General features: G+C 62.8%; 13 protein-coding genes. 11 read left to right on the top strand and 2 right to left on the bottom strand.

Annotation, left to right across the window (positions count from 1 at the left end; genetic code table 11):
- The first annotated feature begins 141 nt into the window (after window positions 1–141).
- From Uis1B_RS01585 to Uis1B_RS01550, 8 genes are all read left to right on the top strand, one after another.
- Window positions 142–1,464 (top strand): ATP-binding protein, encoded by a 1,323-nt coding sequence (locus tag Uis1B_RS01585; protein WP_133124792.1) that lies wholly within the window; start codon window positions 142–144, stop codon window positions 1,462–1,464.
- A 152-nt stretch (window positions 1,465–1,616) separates the two neighbouring features.
- The gene (locus tag Uis1B_RS01580; RefSeq protein WP_101615076.1) at window positions 1,617–2,381 is read left to right on the top strand and encodes a LuxR C-terminal-related transcriptional regulator; all 765 of its coding nucleotides are present in this window, start codon (window positions 1,617–1,619) and stop codon (window positions 2,379–2,381) included.
- Window positions 2,382–2,704: 323 nt separating this feature from the next.
- On the top strand, window positions 2,705–3,655 hold the full coding sequence (locus Uis1B_RS01575; RefSeq protein ID WP_101614906.1) for an AraC family transcriptional regulator: 951 nt from the start codon (window positions 2,705–2,707) through the stop codon (window positions 3,653–3,655).
- 168 nt (window positions 3,656–3,823) lie between these two features.
- Complete coding sequence (locus tag Uis1B_RS01570) at window positions 3,824–5,248, top strand: sugar porter family MFS transporter (protein WP_101614904.1); 1,425 nt, start codon at window positions 3,824–3,826, stop codon at window positions 5,246–5,248.
- On the top strand, window positions 5,248–6,357 hold the full coding sequence (locus tag Uis1B_RS01565) for an alpha/beta hydrolase (protein WP_101614902.1): 1,110 nt from the start codon (window positions 5,248–5,250) through the stop codon (window positions 6,355–6,357). The genes Uis1B_RS01570 and Uis1B_RS01565 overlap by 1 nt, the downstream gene beginning before the upstream one ends.
- Before the next feature lie 213 nt (window positions 6,358–6,570).
- On the top strand, window positions 6,571–8,490 hold the full coding sequence (gene leuA / locus Uis1B_RS01560) for a 2-isopropylmalate synthase (RefSeq protein WP_101614900.1): 1,920 nt from the start codon (window positions 6,571–6,573) through the stop codon (window positions 8,488–8,490).
- 195 nt (window positions 8,491–8,685) lie between these two features.
- Window positions 8,686–10,068 carry a hypothetical protein gene (locus tag Uis1B_RS01555; protein ID WP_101614898.1) on the top strand — a complete coding sequence of 461 codons (1,383 nt, stop codon included), beginning with the start codon at window positions 8,686–8,688 and terminating at the stop codon, window positions 10,066–10,068.
- Window positions 10,069–10,331: 263 nt separating this feature from the next.
- Complete coding sequence (locus tag Uis1B_RS01550) at window positions 10,332–12,506, top strand: S8 family peptidase (RefSeq protein WP_101614896.1); 2,175 nt, start codon at window positions 10,332–10,334, stop codon at window positions 12,504–12,506.
- Between the two features lie 62 nt (window positions 12,507–12,568).
- Here the strand turns inward: Uis1B_RS01550 and Uis1B_RS01545 are convergent, their stop codons facing one another.
- Window positions 12,569–13,594 carry a glycosyltransferase family 2 protein gene (locus tag Uis1B_RS01545; RefSeq protein ID WP_101614894.1) on the bottom strand — a complete coding sequence of 342 codons (1,026 nt, stop codon included), beginning with the start codon at window positions 13,592–13,594 and terminating at the stop codon, window positions 12,569–12,571.
- Between Uis1B_RS01545 and Uis1B_RS12255 the strand changes: the two genes are divergently transcribed.
- From Uis1B_RS12255 to Uis1B_RS01535, 3 genes are all read left to right on the top strand, one after another.
- On the top strand, window positions 13,563–13,727 hold the full coding sequence (locus Uis1B_RS12255) for a hypothetical protein (RefSeq protein WP_165782669.1): 165 nt from the start codon (window positions 13,563–13,565) through the stop codon (window positions 13,725–13,727). The two genes, Uis1B_RS01545 and Uis1B_RS12255, sit on opposite strands and share 32 nt — an antisense overlap.
- 125 nt (window positions 13,728–13,852) lie before the next feature.
- The gene (locus Uis1B_RS01540; protein ID WP_101614892.1) at window positions 13,853–15,112 is read left to right on the top strand and encodes a nucleotide sugar dehydrogenase; all 1,260 of its coding nucleotides are present in this window, start codon (window positions 13,853–13,855) and stop codon (window positions 15,110–15,112) included.
- A 27-nt stretch (window positions 15,113–15,139) separates the two neighbouring features.
- Window positions 15,140–15,550 carry a 4'-phosphopantetheinyl transferase superfamily protein gene (locus Uis1B_RS01535; protein ID WP_101614890.1) on the top strand — a complete coding sequence of 137 codons (411 nt, stop codon included), beginning with the start codon at window positions 15,140–15,142 and terminating at the stop codon, window positions 15,548–15,550.
- Window positions 15,551–15,576: 26 nt separating this feature from the next.
- On the opposite strand, the gene Uis1B_RS01530 is transcribed toward Uis1B_RS01535, so the two are convergent.
- A complete protein-coding gene (locus Uis1B_RS01530; RefSeq protein WP_165782670.1) occupies window positions 15,577–17,187 on the bottom strand; it encodes a PucR family transcriptional regulator in 1,611 nt (536 codons plus the stop codon).
- Between the last annotated feature and the right edge of the window lie 19 nt (window positions 17,188–17,206).

Here is a 17,206-nt window from a genome sequence, read left to right as displayed (position 1 = left end):
CGCCGCCGCTATGGGGGAACACCCTGAAAGAACCCTGATTCCCGCATGGACGTCCCCTAACACCCCAATGAGAGCGCACTGTGATTGCTAGGGTTGAGGCAGTTGACGATAACGGGCATCGAGAACGCGAAAGGGTTGATCATGCGTACACCGCAGGGCGCAACGCCGTTGGGCGGCGGGACTTCCGAAACGACGCGGAAAGCCGAAACGTTTGAACCGTCCGGTCGCGAACGGTCGGGAAACCCTCACGCCGACCAGAGGGCTTCGTTCGATTCCCCGCTGCGACGCACCACCCTCGACTCGCTGGTCGACGCGGCCAGTCGCGCGCGGGACGCCCAACGGGAACGCCACATCAAACCGGCGACCGCGGGAATGATGCTCGGTCTCGTCTGCGTGCTGGCCATCGGACTGGCGATCTGGGGGACGGTCTCCGGACTGCCCGAGGAACTGGTGCTCGGCCTGGCCATGGTGTTCATCGGCATCACGATCGGATGGACCCTGATGAGCTTCATCATGGACGACCGGCTGCATCCCGAAGTGCACACCAGCCGGTCGACCATCGTGCTCATCGGCTGCAGCATCGGGCTCACCCTGTTCGGTGTGCTGGTGATGTTCTCGCTGTTCTCCAGCATCGGCGTGCTGCTGATCGGCGCGCTCGCCGGACTGGTGATGCTGCTCGCCGTGGGAATGATCATCGCGCCGTGGTGGATCAGTCTGGTCTCCGATCTTGGCGCGCAACGAGCGCAGACCGCCCGCGAGGAGCTGCGGGCCGATATCGCCTCGCGGCTGCATGATTCGGTGCTGCAGACGCTGGCGCTGATCCAGCTGCAGTCCGATGACCCGCAGAAGGTGGCGGCTCTGGCGCGCTCGCAGGAGCGTGATCTGCGCGAATGGCTGTACGGCGATCCGCAGGCGGTCGCCGGGGGAGGGCGTTCCGATGCTTCGAAGAACGATGGCTCTGCTTCGGCTGTGACGGTTCGGAGTCAACCGTCCTCGCCGGCTATGCCGGACGGGTCTGTCGCCTCTGTCGGCCATGTCGGGTCTGTCGTACCGTCCGCCACCGTGGACTCCAAGGCTTCCGAGCCGTTCTCTCGGGTGCTCAAACGGGTCGCAGCCCAGATGGAGGATACCTATGAGCGGCCCATCGAGGTGGTGACTGTGGGCGAGTGCCGGTATCTTCCTGAGTTCGCGTCGCTGCTTGACGCCGCCGCCGAGGCCATGGCCAACGCGGCCAAGCATGGCGCTCCGCCGATCGCCGTCTATATGGAGGTGAGCGACGGGCGATTGCAGGTGTTCGTGCGCGATCACGGGCGCGGGTTCAATCCCGATGCTCTGCCGGCTGGCCACTTGGGGGTCAAGGAATCGATCATCGGTCGTATGCGGCGAGCCGGCGGCACGGCGAAAATCGTCTCCAGGCCGGGTTGGGGCACCGAAATCAGGCTCGGTCAGCCATTGGAAGGCTGAATCGGCGAGTTGTGTGGGTTATATTTGGGGAGAACGCGGTCAAGGGCGACGAAAACGTTGATTCTTCAATGGGTTGAACGGTCGGATCGCGGAGCAAAGCCTCACAACTCGGGTTTTGACCACAGGAAGACACAGGAAAAGGTGTGATGGCGATGGAATCAGAGAACAAGACGGTGCGAATCGGCGTGGTGGACGATCATGATCTGTTTCGGGCGGGTGTGATCAGTACGTTGAATGCGGTGGCCCCCGATTTTCAGATCGTCGGGCAGGCCGGGGACGTGGAGGGCGCCGTGGCGATGATCGCCGACACCCAGCCCGACGTGGTGCTGCTCGACGTGCATGTGCCGGGCGGCGAGGGAGGCGGCGGTTCCGAGATCATTCTGCGCAGCGTGGCGGCCGCCCCGCATACGTTGTACTTGGCGTTGTCCGTGTCCGATGCTCCGGTGGATGTGGGCGCGGTGATTCGTGCCGGCGCTCGCGGATATGTGACCAAAACCATCACCGCCGACGATCTGGTGGCTTCGATCCGTCAGGTGGCGGACGGATATGCGGTGTTCAGCCCCAAACTCGCCGGATTCGTGCTCAACGCGCTCGGTCCCGGAGGAGGATCTTCGGGAGTCGATTCCGTGTCGGTCGACGCGGGGGGCGAGGGAATACCGTCCGGCCGGTTCCGGGACGACACCGGCATGCGGGACGACATCGATACGCGGGACGACATCGACATTGATGTGCTCAGTCCGCGCGAGCAGGAGGTGATGCGGTTGATTGCCCGTGGCTACTCGTACAAGGAGGTGGCCGCCGAACTGTTCATCTCCGTCAAAACCGTGGAAACCCATGTTTCCAAGGTGCTGCGCAAGCTTCAGCTGTCCAACCGCGGCGAGCTCGCCCGCTGGGCCGCCCATCGTCGCATCGTGTGAGGCGCAGTTCACATCGCAGCCACCTCATCCGTCCGGCTTCGCCGGCCACCTTCCCCTCGGAGGGGAAGGCGAGCTAATGAGATGCGGCTGTAGGCCGTCCGTTCTTGCGGTTGAAGCTGTCAGCCGAAGGCTGACTGATGAGGGGATTTCACCGTGAAGCAGGCGGTGGAACTGCCTGTAGGTGAAATGCGAGCCGACAGGCGAGCCTTCGACGTGGAGGCCTGCGTCTGAGCCACCTCATCCGGGCCGGCGTTCGGTGCTCGGGATATGGTATCGGTGTCGGATGGTTCTCTGGCCATGTGTTGTGATCAAAGGGGACGGACATGCGATACGTCGATGAAAGCAGACAGGAGCTGCTGATCTCCTCTCCGCAGTTTCCGGCATTGGTTCTGGCCCATGCTTCGTGGGACAAGGCGCCGTTCCACTGGCATGCCGGCCTGGAACTGCTGTACGCCAAGGATTGCCCGGTGCTGGTCTCGCTGAGGGATCGGACGCTGAGACTCGATCCGGGAGGCATATTCGTCGTGCCGCCGGAAACCATGCATGCGATACGGATGATGGAGGGCGATCCCGCGTCGGTCGCGCCTCGTGCGCTGTCCGTCACGCTCAATCCGGCCGATATGGCCTCCGTGTTCCCCAACATCATGCAGGCGCAGCGTTCGCTCGACTATCAGCGGTGCAACCGGCAGGGCTCCCGTGTGCTGGTCGGGGACTGCGAGGACCTGTATTCGCTGCTGGTCGGCGACTCGCCGGTCCGGTATCTCGAAGCCAATTCCCTGTTCTATTCGCTGATCGCCAAACTGTTCGGAAGCTTCGTCTCCCCGGATGATCTGCGCGGCGACTCCTCCACGCGCGACGAGCGGACGATCGCCCTGGTGCACCGATACGTGCAGACCCGATTCATGGATCCGCTGACCACCACCGAAGTGGCCCGCCATTTCGGCTACTCCCGAGAATACTTCTCGCGGTTCTTCAAAAAGTATGCGGGCGTCTCGTTCCGGGAATACGTGAATGAACTGCGGCTCGACGTGGCCTGCGAGCAGCTGCGGGACGCCGACATTCCCATCGGTCAGGTCGGGAGGATGTCCGGCTTCGCCAATGAGAAGAGTTTCCGTCATGTGTTCTTCCGCAAGTTCGGCTGTACGCCGGATCAGTACCGTTGCAATGAGCGCAGGTATGCCGGGCAGGATTGGCCCAATACGGATTGGCCGACTGGGGAATGGCCCACCGGGGAATGGTCGGCCGAGGACGCCGGCGCTTCAGACCGGGCGTGAACCCGAACGAGCGTGAATCCGGTCGGGCATGAAACCAACCGATCGTGAAACCAACCGGTCGGGTGGGTCACAGATCGGCTCCGAACAGGTCACAGTCCCTCGCGGTGCGCACGGGGCTGGATCAGTACGCTGAGCCTTGAGATTCATGGAAATCGCAAAGGAGGGAACATGAGTCAGGGTAATGAAGTACCGGTGAAGCTGCATGCGAAGCTGATCACCGTCGCCACCATCGGAGCGGTTGGTGGATTCCTGTTCGGATACGATACGTCGGTGATCAATGGTGCCGTCGACGCGATCGCCAGTCCGGATGCCGGTTTCGGCCTGAACGCGGCGATGAGCGGATTCTCCGTGTCCAGCGCCATGATCGGCTGCGTGGTCGGCGCATGGTTCGCAGGAACGCTGGCCGATCGCATCGGCCGTGTGCGCGTGATGCAGATCGCCGCCGTGCTGTTCGTGCTCAGCGCGCTGTTCACCGGTCTGGCGCACAACATCGCGCTGTTCGTGATCTTCCGCATCGTCGGCGGCCTCGGCGTCGGCTTCACGTCCGCCATCGGACCCGCCTACATCTCCGAGATCTCGCCATCATCGAGGCGCGGATTCCTCACCGGATTCCAGCAGATGGCCATCGCGCTCGGCATCGTCGCCTCGCTGGTCGTCAACGACTCCTACCTGCTGAGCTCCGGCAGCGCCGCCACCGCCTTCTGGGCCGGCCTTGAGACCTGGCGCTGGATGCTGATGACCACGGCCGTGCCCGGCGCGATCATGCTCGTGCTGACCTTCGCACTGCCCGAATCCCCGCGCTATCTGGTGATGAAGGGCCGCGGAACCGAAGCCGCCAAGGTGCTGGCCGAAGTCGTCGGCGACACCCGTCCCGACCAGACCGTCAAGCAGATCGCCGAAACGCTGAAGGGTGAGACCCAGCCCAAGGTCAGCGATCTGAAGGGCAGCGTGCTCGGCCTCAAGGGCGTGGTGTGGGTCGGCATCGGCGTGGCCCTGTTCCAGCAGGTCTCCGGCGCGAACGTGATCATGTTCTACGATTCCAGCCTGTGGAAGGCGGTCGGCTTCAGCGAGTCCGCATCCATGACCATCGCCGTGGTCCGCGCCCTGCTCGCCACGGCCGTGACCGTGCTCGGCATGCTCATCATCGACAAGGTCGGCCGTCGCGCCATGCTCAAGGTCGGCTCGCTGATCATGGCCGTGCTGCTCGTGGTGGTCGCCGTATGCTTCAGCCAGTCCACGATGACCGCCGACGGCGGCATCAACCTGCCGGGTGCGTGGGCCTTCATCATGATCATCGGCGCCTACGGATTCTTCCTCACCTACTGCGCCACCTGGGGCGTGGCCATGTGGGTGGTCATCGGCGAGATCTTCCCCAACCGCATCCGCGCCGTCAGCGTGGCTCTCGCCACCGCGGCCAACTGGGTGGGCAACTTCCTGGTCTCCACCACCTTCCCGCCGCTGCGCGACAGCCTCGGCCTGACCTGGACGTTCGCGCTGTACGCGGTGATGGCGGTGCTCGGCTATTGGTTCATCGCCAAGAAGCTGCCGGAGACCAACGGCGTCGAGCTTGAGGACATGAAGGAGGACATCTGATGCTGCCGACTACGCAGAAGGCCGATCTGCAGGGTGCCGATGCGCTGATGTTCGACAGGAACGACGGTCTGACCGACGAGCAGAAGAGGATCGCCCAGGAGTGGACGTACTTCGACGAGGATCTCGCCGGGGTGGATCCGTCCGTTGCGGCCGACATCCTGCAGCATCGGACGAACTTCGCCCATAACGATCTGCCGAGGTATGCGTTCAAACGCGACATTCCCGACGACGTGGTGCTGTACCGCGACATCCCCTACATGGGTGGTGCCGATGCCGCATCGGCGGGGCGGGAGCATCTGCTCGACGTGCTGCTTCCCCGTGACGCCGTGGTGCGCGGAGGGGCTCCGATCCCGGTGATTCTGGAGATTCACGGGGGTGCGTTCTTCTACGGATTCAAGGAGATCAACAGGGCTCATGCCATCGTGCTGGCACAGCATGGCTACGCCGTGGTCAGCGTCAGCTACTCGCTCTACCCGGCCGTGGATTTCATCGACCAGCTGCGCGAGCTCGCCCAGGTCACCCGATGGATGCGCGAGGAAGGCCCCCGGTATCTGCTCGACGCCGATCAGGCGTTCATCACCGCGGATTCCGCGGGCGCGGTGCAGGCTCTGCACCTGCTGGCGGCGATGAACAACGGCGTATACGCCGATCTGCTCGACGTGCATCCGGTGAAGTTCGGCGTGCTGGCCGTGGGATTCAAGTCGACCATGCTGAACCTCGACCGGCTGTTCGACCCGTCGGCCCGCGACGCGGGAGGATTGGTCGAGGAGCTGGAACCGTTCTTCGAGCGGTACCGCGGTATGGTGCAGGGCAGCGGGCTGGCCCGTCTCGACGATCTGCTCGGCGCGGCGGCCATGCCTCCGACGTGGGTGGCGACCAGCACCGACGACTTCCTTGAGGCCACGAGTCTGGAGCTGGGAGCGAAGCTGCGCGATCTGGGCATCGATCATCAGGTGCTCGACTATCGCGCCGGGTCGCGCGAATGCCTGCCGCACAATTTCATCGTCGGCATGCCGTGGCTGAAGGAAAGCCGTGACGCGGTCGAATCGCTGATCGGCTTCTTCACCGACCATCTCACGCCCCGCACCTCGCTGGTCGCCAGCGAGTAGGCGGCGGATGACCGGCGACCGGACGGTCCGGCAGTCCAATTGAACACCCGATCGGAGGCGTATCGCCCCCGGTCGGGTGTTTCTGTTGTTGCCGGATTGTAGACTGTGGGAATTGCCCGTGGTGGTCGTGGATCGGTCTCCATGCGGCACAAGGAAACATGGCGCGATTGCGCCGACTGCGTATGCGCAGACTATATGGAAAAGGAGGAAGTTATGGGCCAGGATCACAATCCCGACGTCGATTCGGTATTCGATCTTGCAGCTGCGGCTGCGGCATCCAACGGAGGGAACAACGACCCGCTGCTGCCTCCCGCACGCTTCATCGGCTCCCCGCAGAAGCCGAGCAACATGCCGTACAACAAGTACGCATCCTATGAACTTCAGGTGCCGTTCAGCTTCCCGGAGCGCACCTGGCCGAACAAGACCTTCAAGCGCGCCCCGCGCTGGTGCTCCGTCGATCTTCGCGACGGCAACCAGGCGCTGGTGAACCCGATGGACTCCGAGCGCAAGCTGCGCTTCTGGAATCTGCTCGTCTCCATGGGCTACAAGGAGATCGAGGTGGGCTTCCCCTCGGCCTCCGAAACCGACTTCGACTTCATCCGCATGCTCATCGAGCGCGAGCTCATCCCCGACGACGTGACCATCGTGGTGCTCACCCAGTGCCGCGAGCACCTGATCCGCCGCACCTACGAGGCGCTCAAGGGCGCCAAGCGTGCGATCGTGCACTTCTACAATTCGGTCTCCGTGCTGCAGCGTGAGGTCGTGTTCCGCAAGAACCGCGCCGAAATCACGAAGCTCGCCACCGACGCCGCGGAGCTGTGCAAGGATCTCGAAGGCGAGGCCGAGGGCATCGACCTCTACTACGAGTACAGCCCCGAATCGTTCACCGGCACCGAGCCGGAGTACGCCGTCGAGGTGTGCAATGCGGTGATCGACGTGATCAAGCCGACGCCCGAACACCCGATGATCATCAACCTGCCGGCCACGGTGGAGATGACCACGCCGAACGTGTTCGCCGACGAGGTGGAGTACGTCTCCACGCATCTGAGGAACCGCGACGCCATCGTGCTCTCCCTGCACCCGCACAACGACGAGGGCATGGGCGTGGCCGCCACCGAGCTGGGCGTGCTGGCCGGCGCCGACCGCGTCGAGGGCTGCCTGCTCGGCAATGGAGAACGCACCGGCAACGTCGATCTCGTGACGCTGGGCCTGAACCTGCTCACGCAGGGCGTGGATCCGCAGATCGACTTCTCCAACGTGCCGGAGATCCGCAGGACGGTCGAGTACTGCAACCAGATCAAGATCTCCGAACGTCACCCGTACGCCGGCAATTTCGTGTTCACCGCGTTCTCCGGCTCCCATCAGGACGCCATCAAGAAGGGTCTGGAGGCCCGTCAGATGGCCGCGGACCGTGCCGGCGCCGATCTCGACAAGTTCGTGTGGCTGGTGCCGTACCTGCCGATCGATCCGAAGGACATCGGCCGTACGTACGAGGCGATCATCCGCGTGAACTCGCAGTCCGGCAAGGGCGGCATGGCCTATCTGCTGAAGACCAATCACAACCTCGATCTGCCGAAGCGTCTGCAGGTCGAATTCGACAAGATCGTGCAGAAGTACGCCGACGACACCAAGAAGGAAGTCAAGGACGAGGACATCTGGCGTCTGTTCAAGGACGAGTACCTGCCCGTGGAGTCCGGCGGCGTGACCTCGGCCGGCAAGATCGTGGGCGATACGAACGATGAGACGCTGAAGCAGTGGGGCCGTCTCAAGCTGCTCAAGGTGTCCGTCTCCTCCGGCGAGGATGGTTCCGACACCGTGCTCAAGGCCACCGTGCTGGATCGCGGCGCCGACAGGACCGCCGAGCCGGTGGAACGCCAGCTCTCCGGCGTGGGCAACGGTCCGATCGCCGCGTTCCTCAACGCGATCTCCGCGCTGGGCATCGACGTTTCGGTGATGGATTACGTGGAGCACGCCATGACCGCCGGCACCGACGCCATGGCCGCTTCCTACGTGGAATGCGAGATCGGCGACAAGCCGGAGACGCAGGTCATCTGGGGCGTGGGCATCGATTCCTCGATCACCACCAGCTCGCTGAAGGCCATCATCTCCGCCATCAACCGTTCCGAGCGCTGATCCTCTCTCGCGAATGAAGCCTTCCCTCCCATCGGGGGGAAGGCTTTTTCGTTGGGTGTTCGGGTGTTCGTTGGGTGTTCGGCGTTCTGGTATTCGGGGGTGAGACCATCCTTCCGCCGGTGGGCGAGTCGGTGAGACAATGGTGGGGTGTTGCCGGGGGCTCTCCGCGGCGACCGTATGAGAAAGAAGGTTGTTATGAAGAGTCGTCATACGTTGCATAGGTGGGGAAAGCTGGGCATTGCGGCCTTGGCCGTGGCCAGCATGATCGTTCCGGTGTCGTTCGCCAGCGCCGCTGAGACCGGTACGACGCAGTCCTCGAGCCAGCAGGAATCCGCGTCCGCGCCGGCACAGTCCGCACAGGTTCAGTCTCAGTCGGCACAGTCTCAGCCGGCACAGTCCGCGCCGGCATCGGGGCAGGCCGAGTCTTCGGCCCAGACTTCCGGTGGCGCCTCCGCGGCCACCAACCTCAGCAAGGCCAGTGCCGCGGCCGTGGCGGTGAACAGGTCCTACACGATCAGGCGTAACGACGGGCAGCATCAGCCTGACTACTGGTACAAATTCTCGGTGCCGAGGCAGGGCGTGGTGAACGTCACCTATTCGTTCCCCAACACCAACAATCGATTCTCGACGCCGGTCCTGCTTGACAGCGCCGGCAGGGTGATCGCCAGGGACGCTTACGACAACATGAGCAAGACCTCGCTGGGCAATCAGGGTCTGGCACCCGGCACCTACTACGTCAAGTTCGGAACCCTGTATTGGATGACGAGCGCCACGGCCAATCTCCGGATCAACTACAGCCAGAACTCCACATGGGAGACCGAGTGGAACAACAGCCATTCCGTGGCCGATGCGCTGACGCTCGGCCGGACGACGAACGCCAGCGCGTGGGCGGACGCCAAGACCGGCGAACAGGACTGGTACCGGTTCACGATCTCCAAGGCCACCAAGGTGGAGCTGAAATTCCGTACTGCACGATACGGGTCGATCGACCATTGGACCGTGCGACTGTACCGTTCGAATCTCGCGCAGGTGAAGTCGTACCAGTGGCAGTTCGCCCAGACCTCGAAGTCGGATACGCTGAATCTGGGTGCGGGCACCTACTACCTGCAGCTGACCGCTGATGTGTATGGTGCGATTCCGCCGCTGAACTACAACGTGACCGTTTCCGATCTGGCCGTGACCAAGGTACCGGTGTACCGCGTGTACAATCGTCGTTCCGGTCTGCACCACTACACGACTTCGGCTGCGGAGAAGAACATGCTGGTGGGCAAGGGCTGGCGCTACGAGGGCGTCTCGTTCAACGCGGCTCGCATCGGCTCCCCGGTGTACCGCGAGTACAACCGTCGCACCGGCAACCACAACTGGACGATGAACGCCGCCGAACACAACATGCTGGTGCGTCTGGGATGGAAGAACGAGAACACCGCGTGGACGGTGAATCCCAACGCCGGTACCAAGGTCTACCGTCTGTACAACCGCAATTCCGGCGAGCACGTCTACACGACGAGCTACGGCGAGTACGTGGCCGTTCAGCGCGCCGGCTGGCGCGGCGAAGGCATCGCCTGGAAGAGCCTGTGATCGCCTCTCCGTTTCTGGCTTCCCCTTCGAGGGGAAGCCTTCCGTGTTTCGTGTTTTCGCCCCCTCTGGAGGGGGCTGTCAGCGGTAGCTGACTGGGGGAGTCCGGGTGACGCGTCGCTTCGTCCACCCTCGGTCGGCTTTGCCGACAGCCCCCGACCGCGGGAGCTGGGTGTGGGGTTCTTTCCTGTGAAGGTGAGAAAGATTTTCGCGTTGCGAGAATCGGAGCGGGTATTCTGACAGGAAACAGGGAAGGGGACGACCATATGCGAGGTTTGCTTCGGAAACTGTCCGCAGCCATCGCCGCCGTGACGGTGGGCGCCGGGCTGATCGCCACGGCGGGAGTTCCGGCCCTAGCCGATTCCGCGCCGGCGACTCCGGCTTCCTCCCCGTCCCAATCTATCCGGTCCATATCCTCACAATCCCCTCCCAAGACGACGGTGTCCCCGTCCTATGAGGATGATTCGCCGCGCAACTACGTCATCAATTTGACGCAATCATCACCGACGAAATCAGCATCGGCAGGGGCGAAGTCGTCTCAATCCGCATTGTCTCAATCATCGGCGGAAGACCCCGGCGCCGCGGACGCCACCGACGCCGCGAAGGCCGCATCCCTCGCCGAATCGCTGGGAGCCACCGTGCTGACCCGATATGATCAGTTCGGCTCGCTGTTCGTGCAATCCACGGACGGCTCGTTCGCCGGCCATTTCGCCGACAAAGCCAAGGCCGCAGGCATCGCGCTCGATTCCGTGGGCCCTACCCGCCGCACGCCGGTCACCGGCGAGGAGAATGTGTCGGTACAGACATACTCCCTGCGGCGAAACAACAATCAGGATGGCAGTCGCGTGACCCAGGACGTTTCCGGTCACAGTCTCGCGGTCGAATCCGTAGGTCGGACCGCTGCGCAGGCCGCCGCTCGGTCCGCGAATCGGTCATCCGCCAGCCAGTCAGCCAATCGGTCTTCTACTCGATCCGCCGGCGGTTCCTCGGCCGTCCAGGGCTCATCCGAGGCCTCCGACCGGAATTGGGCACAGCGGGCGATCGGCGTCGATAAGGCCGTTGGTACCATAGCGCGCACGACCGATGACCGGTTCGAGGTCACGGTCGGTGTGCTCGACAGCGGCATCGACGCCACCCATCCCGATCTCAAAGGGCAGGTCGATCCGGATCTTTCGGTGAGCTGCCAGATCAACGGCATCGCCAACCAGCAGCTGGCTGGTACACCCTCTTCGCAACCCCCGTCCACTCAATACGGCGACTGGCAGACGGTGTATGCGCATGGCACGCATGTGGCCGGTCTGATCGCCGCGGCCCACAATGCGATCGGCATCGACGGCGTGAATCCGAAAGCCCGTCTGGCGTCGGTCCGCGTGACCAACGACTACGACTGGGTCTACCCGGAATATGCGGTGTGCGGCCTGGTCTGGTCGGCCGACCATCACTTCGCCGTGGCCAACAACAGCTACGGCATGACCTCATGGGGGTCGTGGTGGAATCCCGATGATGCCGCGCAGACCGCATCCATCGAGGTGACCAAGCGGGCCGTGGCCTACGCGCAGTCGCGCGACGTCGTGGTCGTGGCCGCCGCGCACAATCATGACACCGACCTCGACAATCCCCCGTATGCCGGTGAGATCCAAATGCCGTCCATGCTGCCCGGGGTCATCGTCGTCTCCGCCTCGGATCCGGTGGACGTCGCCGACGTACGGACTCTGGCGCGGGCTTCCTACTCCAACTACGGTAAGCATTCGATTACGGTCACGGCTCCCGGTTCGGGGATCTACTCCACCGTGCCGTCATGGTATCCGTATGCTGATTCGACCGGTTATGCCTATCTGAGCGGTACGTCGTTATCCACCCCTCTGACGTCCGGCGTGGTGTCGTTGCTGCGTGCCGAGCATCCGAGCTATGACGCTGCTCGAATCATTGCACTGCTGAAGCGTCAGGCCGGCTACTACTACGGTCGTCTGACCAAGCCGACGGACGGTAAGGAGTATCGCGGATCCGGTCTGATCAGCGCTTTTGCCGCGGTGACCAGGGATCTTGACTCGACCGGCTCGTCGGGAGGCCAAAACGGCACGAATGGTAACGGCGGCAATCAGAACGGCAACGGGCAGGCCGGTAACCAGGCCGGTAGTCAATCCGGCGAATCAGGCCGTCCGAATGACAGTACGGCCAATGGTACGGTGACGCCCGGTGCCGGGTCGAACGGCACGGGCGATACGGACGGCAACGCCGATTTCGACGGCATTGAGATCACCCCCGCACCGTCCCCCGAACGGACGCAGGTGGACACCGATGCCGGCCGCAGCCGGTCGGGAGGCGCTTCGGCGCTGTCCCGTACCGGCAGCGATGTGGCCTGGGCGTTCGGCACCTGCTTGCTGCTGGTGGCGTTCGCGGCCGGTGCGGCTTTCCTGCGCGCCCGGTCGAAACGGCGGTGATCCGCGTCTTTGCCGTAGTGACTACGCGGTCTTTGCCGTATTGCCTACGCCGCGTGGCCGCGCTATCGCATCGATTTGACTCGCCGATCATAGACGAGTTTTTCGGCGTATCGCACGGTTGCCAGCGTTCGGCATCGCAGACGCTGGAAGGGTGTGAGCCGGGCGATGGCCTTGCGTACCTGGTCGCGATCGGCGTCCAGCAGCGCGGTGCCGTGTTTCCCCGCATACGTCTGCTCCGCCTCGCGCAGCTGCTCGGTCATCGTATAGTAGCTGCGGGCCGGGGTGATGCCGTTCGCCATCGCATGATCGAAATTCGTCAAACCGGCCATCACGTTGTCATGATAGAACCCGAGGCTGCGCTGCGAATGCGTCACCGACCCACCGGACTGCAGCCAGTGATACAGCACCGCATCCACATCGACCACCGCATCCATGCGCGAATACAGCTCCCCGGCCACCATCACGTCCTGCGCGTACATGCCTTCGGGGAACCGCACCCCGTCCCACAGCTCTCGGCGATACAGTCGGCACCAGTTCGCCTCGTTGAAATACCGGGCCTCGCCGTGCCTGCCCAGCGAGTCGAGCAGCAGTCGCAGGCTCTTGCAGAACACGCTCTGATAGGCGCGCAGCGGATTGCGGAACACCGTCACGGTTTGCGGCGATTCGACGCCGAGACCGATCCGCTCGGCGACATCGTCGAGCGAGGAGACGCCGAACTGGGCCCAACGGCCCTTGCTCATGCTCGCGCCGGTGGATTCCAACGCATGCAGCAGAATCTCGATATTGCGTGAATCGAGCATGTCGTCGTTGTCCGCGAAGGCGATGAACTCGCCGCGGGCTGCGTCGAGACCGGCGTTCTGCGCCTTGGCGATGCCGCCGTTGGTCTGATGGATCACGACGATGCGGTCGTCCTTCACGGCGTAGGAGTCGCAGATCCGCGGGGAATCGTCGGTGGAGCCGTCGTCCACCAGAATGATTTCCAGATTCGGGTAGGTCTGCCCGGTGATCGACTCGATGCAGTAGGGCAGATATCGCTGCGCGTTGTACACCGGGACGATGATGGACACCAGCGGCTGGCGGGCGGGCACGGTGGGCGATGACGTGGCTGATGATGCTGGCGATGATGCGGAAGAAGACGATGTGGTTGCAGAAGACGATGTGGTGGAGATCATGGTCCCCAGTGTATCGGGCCGATCGGTGGGGTGGTTCGACGGTGGGTGACGGGATCGGCCGCGTATCGGTCCGGTCGGTGCCGTATCGGGCTACTATGGCAGATAGTGTTCGCGTCCGTTGTGGCACGCGAAGCGTAGATAGTCATTCTGATCTGATCGGAAAGGTGTGGATCCATGAAGATTGCTGTTGCCGGAACCGGATATGTGGGCCTGTCGGTGGCGCTGCTGCTGTCGCAGCACAACGAGGTGCACGCGCTCGACATCGTGCCCGAGAAGGTGGAGCTGCTGAACAACGGCAAGAGCCCGATCGTGGACAGGGAGATCACCGCATTCCTCGACGGCAACACCTCCGGAGAACGGCCGCTGGACTTCCATGCCACGCTTGATCCGGCCGAGGCGTACGCCGGCGCCGACTTCGCCGTGGTGGCCACGCCGACCAACTACGACGCGCAGAAGAACTACTTCGACACCTCCAGCGTGGAGGCGGCGATCAAGGCGATCCGTGCGGTGAATCCCACCGCGTGGATCGTGATCAAGTCCACGATTCCGGTGGGCTACACGCAGCAGCTGATCGACGAGACCGGCGATCATCGCATCATCTTCTCCCCGGAGTTCCTGCGCGAGGGCCACGCGCTGTACGACAACCTGCATCCGAGCCGCATCGTGGCCGGTGCCCCGCAGAACGATCCTGAAGCCGTGCGGGCCGCGCACGAGTTCGTGAAGCTGCTGGCCGACGGTGCGGACCCGGCCGAGCATGATCGCACGAACCACGACGGCTCCAAGGGTATTCCGCAGCTGGTGGTCGGTCCCACCGAAGCCGAGGCCATCAAGCTGTTCTCGAACACGTATCTTGCGCTGCGCGTGGCCTACTTCAACGAACTGGACACCTATGCCGAGTCGCGTGGCCTCGACCCGCAGGAGATCATCGACGGCGTGTGCCTCGACCCGCGCATCCGCAACGGCTACAACAATCCGAGCTTCGGCTACGGCGGCTACTGCCTGCCGAAGGACACCAAGCAGCTGCTGGCGAACTACTCCGACGTGCCGCAGAACCTGATCGGCGCGATCGTCGAGGCGAACCGCACCCGCAAGGACTTCATCGCCGACGAGATCCTCGCCCGCGTGGCCGAGGCGAAGACCGAAGGCAATGCCACGCCGGTGGTGGGCGTGTACCGCCTGACCATGAAGAGCGGTTCCGACAATTTCCGTCAGTCCGCCATCCAGGGCGTGATGAAGCGCATCAAGGCGAAGGGCGTGGATGTGGTGGTGTACGAGCCCACGCTGGACGCCCCCGACTTCTTCGGCAGCCCGGTGACGCATGATCTCGCGGCGTTCAAGGCCGAGGCCGACGTGATCGTGGCCAACCGCTGGAACGATGATCTCGCCGATGCAGGCGACAAGGTCTTCACCCGCGACCTCTTCAAGCGCGACTGATCGCACGGTCGGGCGGGGCTGCGGATTATGCGCATCGGATGCGATCTCATGCGGGTCGGGCGTTTGACCGACGCGATGCTGGACGCATCCGATCCGTTTGTTCGGAGCACGTTCACGGATGCGGAGATTTCGGCGGCGACGGAATCTCCGAACCGTCGGATGTATTACGCCAAGGTGTTCTCGATCAAGGAATCCGTGTATAAGACGCTGCGCATCAACGATGAGCGCCGTGCCGACCTGGAACGGATGCTCGGTCGGTCGCTGTCGTTCCGCGACATTCGTGTGGACTGCTCGCAGGATTGGCCGATCGCGTCGTTATCCGATGATCTTGCCGGGATTTTGGGCGTGGTGTCGTGCGATGTTTCGTTTTCCTACGACGGTGATCTGGTGATGTCCACCGCCGTCACGGATTTCGCCAATCCGGACCCGGCCGATTGATCGGTTGCAATTGGCCGATCGCGTCTTTACTCCTCGTTCGTATCCATCGGCAGCGGATTGATCTTCGGCGCGGTTCCGGAAATCGTGGGGAAGTGCTCGGTCACATCGAGTGTCGTCGCCACGTCGATCATGTCCTTTCCGTCGCCGAGATCGATGTGGAAAATCTCCTGCAGCTTACGCAGCCGATAGAAATATGTGTTTCGGTGCACGTTCAGACTCGCGGCCGCCTTGGCCGCATTGCCGGGGAATCGTAGATGTGCGGCCAACGTGGCGATATATTCGGTGTGCTTGTTGACGTCGTACTGGTACATGCGCAGGATGCGTTTGTCGAGCAATACTGAGATGTCGTGGCGGATCGAATAGTGATAGGCCATGATGTGCTGGCGATGACGACGGCAGAAGCTGATCGGTTCGTCGTCGAAGATCACGCGGCTGAGCATTCGGCATACGTACAGTTGCTCGCGGCATTCGAGAATCTGATGGAATGGATCGCTGACGTATGCCCGTAGCGAGTTGTTCCGCAGTGCCTGCTCCAATGCGCCGTCATGCAGTATGCGCTCTTGCAGTATCTCATAGTATTCGTATCCGGATGAAGAGGTGGGCTTGAGCGGTAGCAGCAGGAAGAAGTAGCCGTTATACACCAGCCAGATGGATTCGGGGAAGATCGTGTGCAGAATGCCGCCGATGTGCGAGTTGTAATTTGGTGTGGCGAAGCTCTGGTTGCCTTGGATCATGATGAGCGCGTATGCCGGCGATGGGGTGAATCCGGCTCCTGAAAGTCTTTCGACGGCCTCGGATTCGTGGATGAACCGGTTGTTCATTACGTCTTCCAGAATTGCCGCGCTGGAGATGGTTTGCGCGGCTACCGGGTTCATGCGGTCGAGCAGGATGTCGGCCAATGCTCCGGCGTATTCCACCAACTCCAGATCGTAGGCGCCGAAGTTTCGGGACATCGCCAGGACGTCGAAACGGCCCATTTCCAGATTCTTGTAGTAGATGATCGACGTGATCCATTCCTGGTTGTACGTCTTATTGACCGAGATGGTGGCCGATCGGTTGCGGCGTGCCTCCTCGATGACATTGTTGTCGAGCATCGACTGGTGCACTGACTGCGAGACGTAGCCTTTGCTCAGCTGTTCGGTGATGTCCGGACGATTGGCGGGGAAGTCGCCTGCCGTGGCGATGATGCGATTGCCGGTGTCGGTGACGATCAGAGGATTGCCGATCACGTCATATGCTTCACGGGTGAACTGCTGGATGTTGTAGGTTCGTTGGAACGAATCGAATAGCCGCGCCTTGGCGGAGTCGAGCGAAGGGGCGAGGTGGGCAAGGCGATCGAATCGTTGGCGGGCCACGTCGAAGGGTATGGCGGATCGGCAGATCGTGGTCTTCGGCGGAACATCCTGATCATGATCCAGTGGCCGGTCGGTCAGGGCGATCACCGCGGAATGGTGTCGGGCCCCGACGTGATGGTGCAGATCGGAGAGCTGGGTGAGTAGCACCGTGTGTTCGGTGTCGGCCGGTTCGGGGGAGTCGGCGTTCGCCGGCAGACAGACAAAATCCCGATTGAGCAGTGCGTCGTTCGAGGCGAGGTGCTCGGAGACGTCGAGTTCGGTCAGAATCGTGCGTAGGTGCATGGTGGAACCGCCTTCCCAT

Source organism: Bifidobacterium margollesii (assembly GCF_002860355.1).
In the GTDB taxonomy this organism is placed as follows: domain Bacteria; phylum Actinomycetota; class Actinomycetes; order Actinomycetales; family Bifidobacteriaceae; genus Galliscardovia; species Galliscardovia margollesii.
This window is presented reverse-complemented; position numbering and strand designations above follow the sequence as displayed.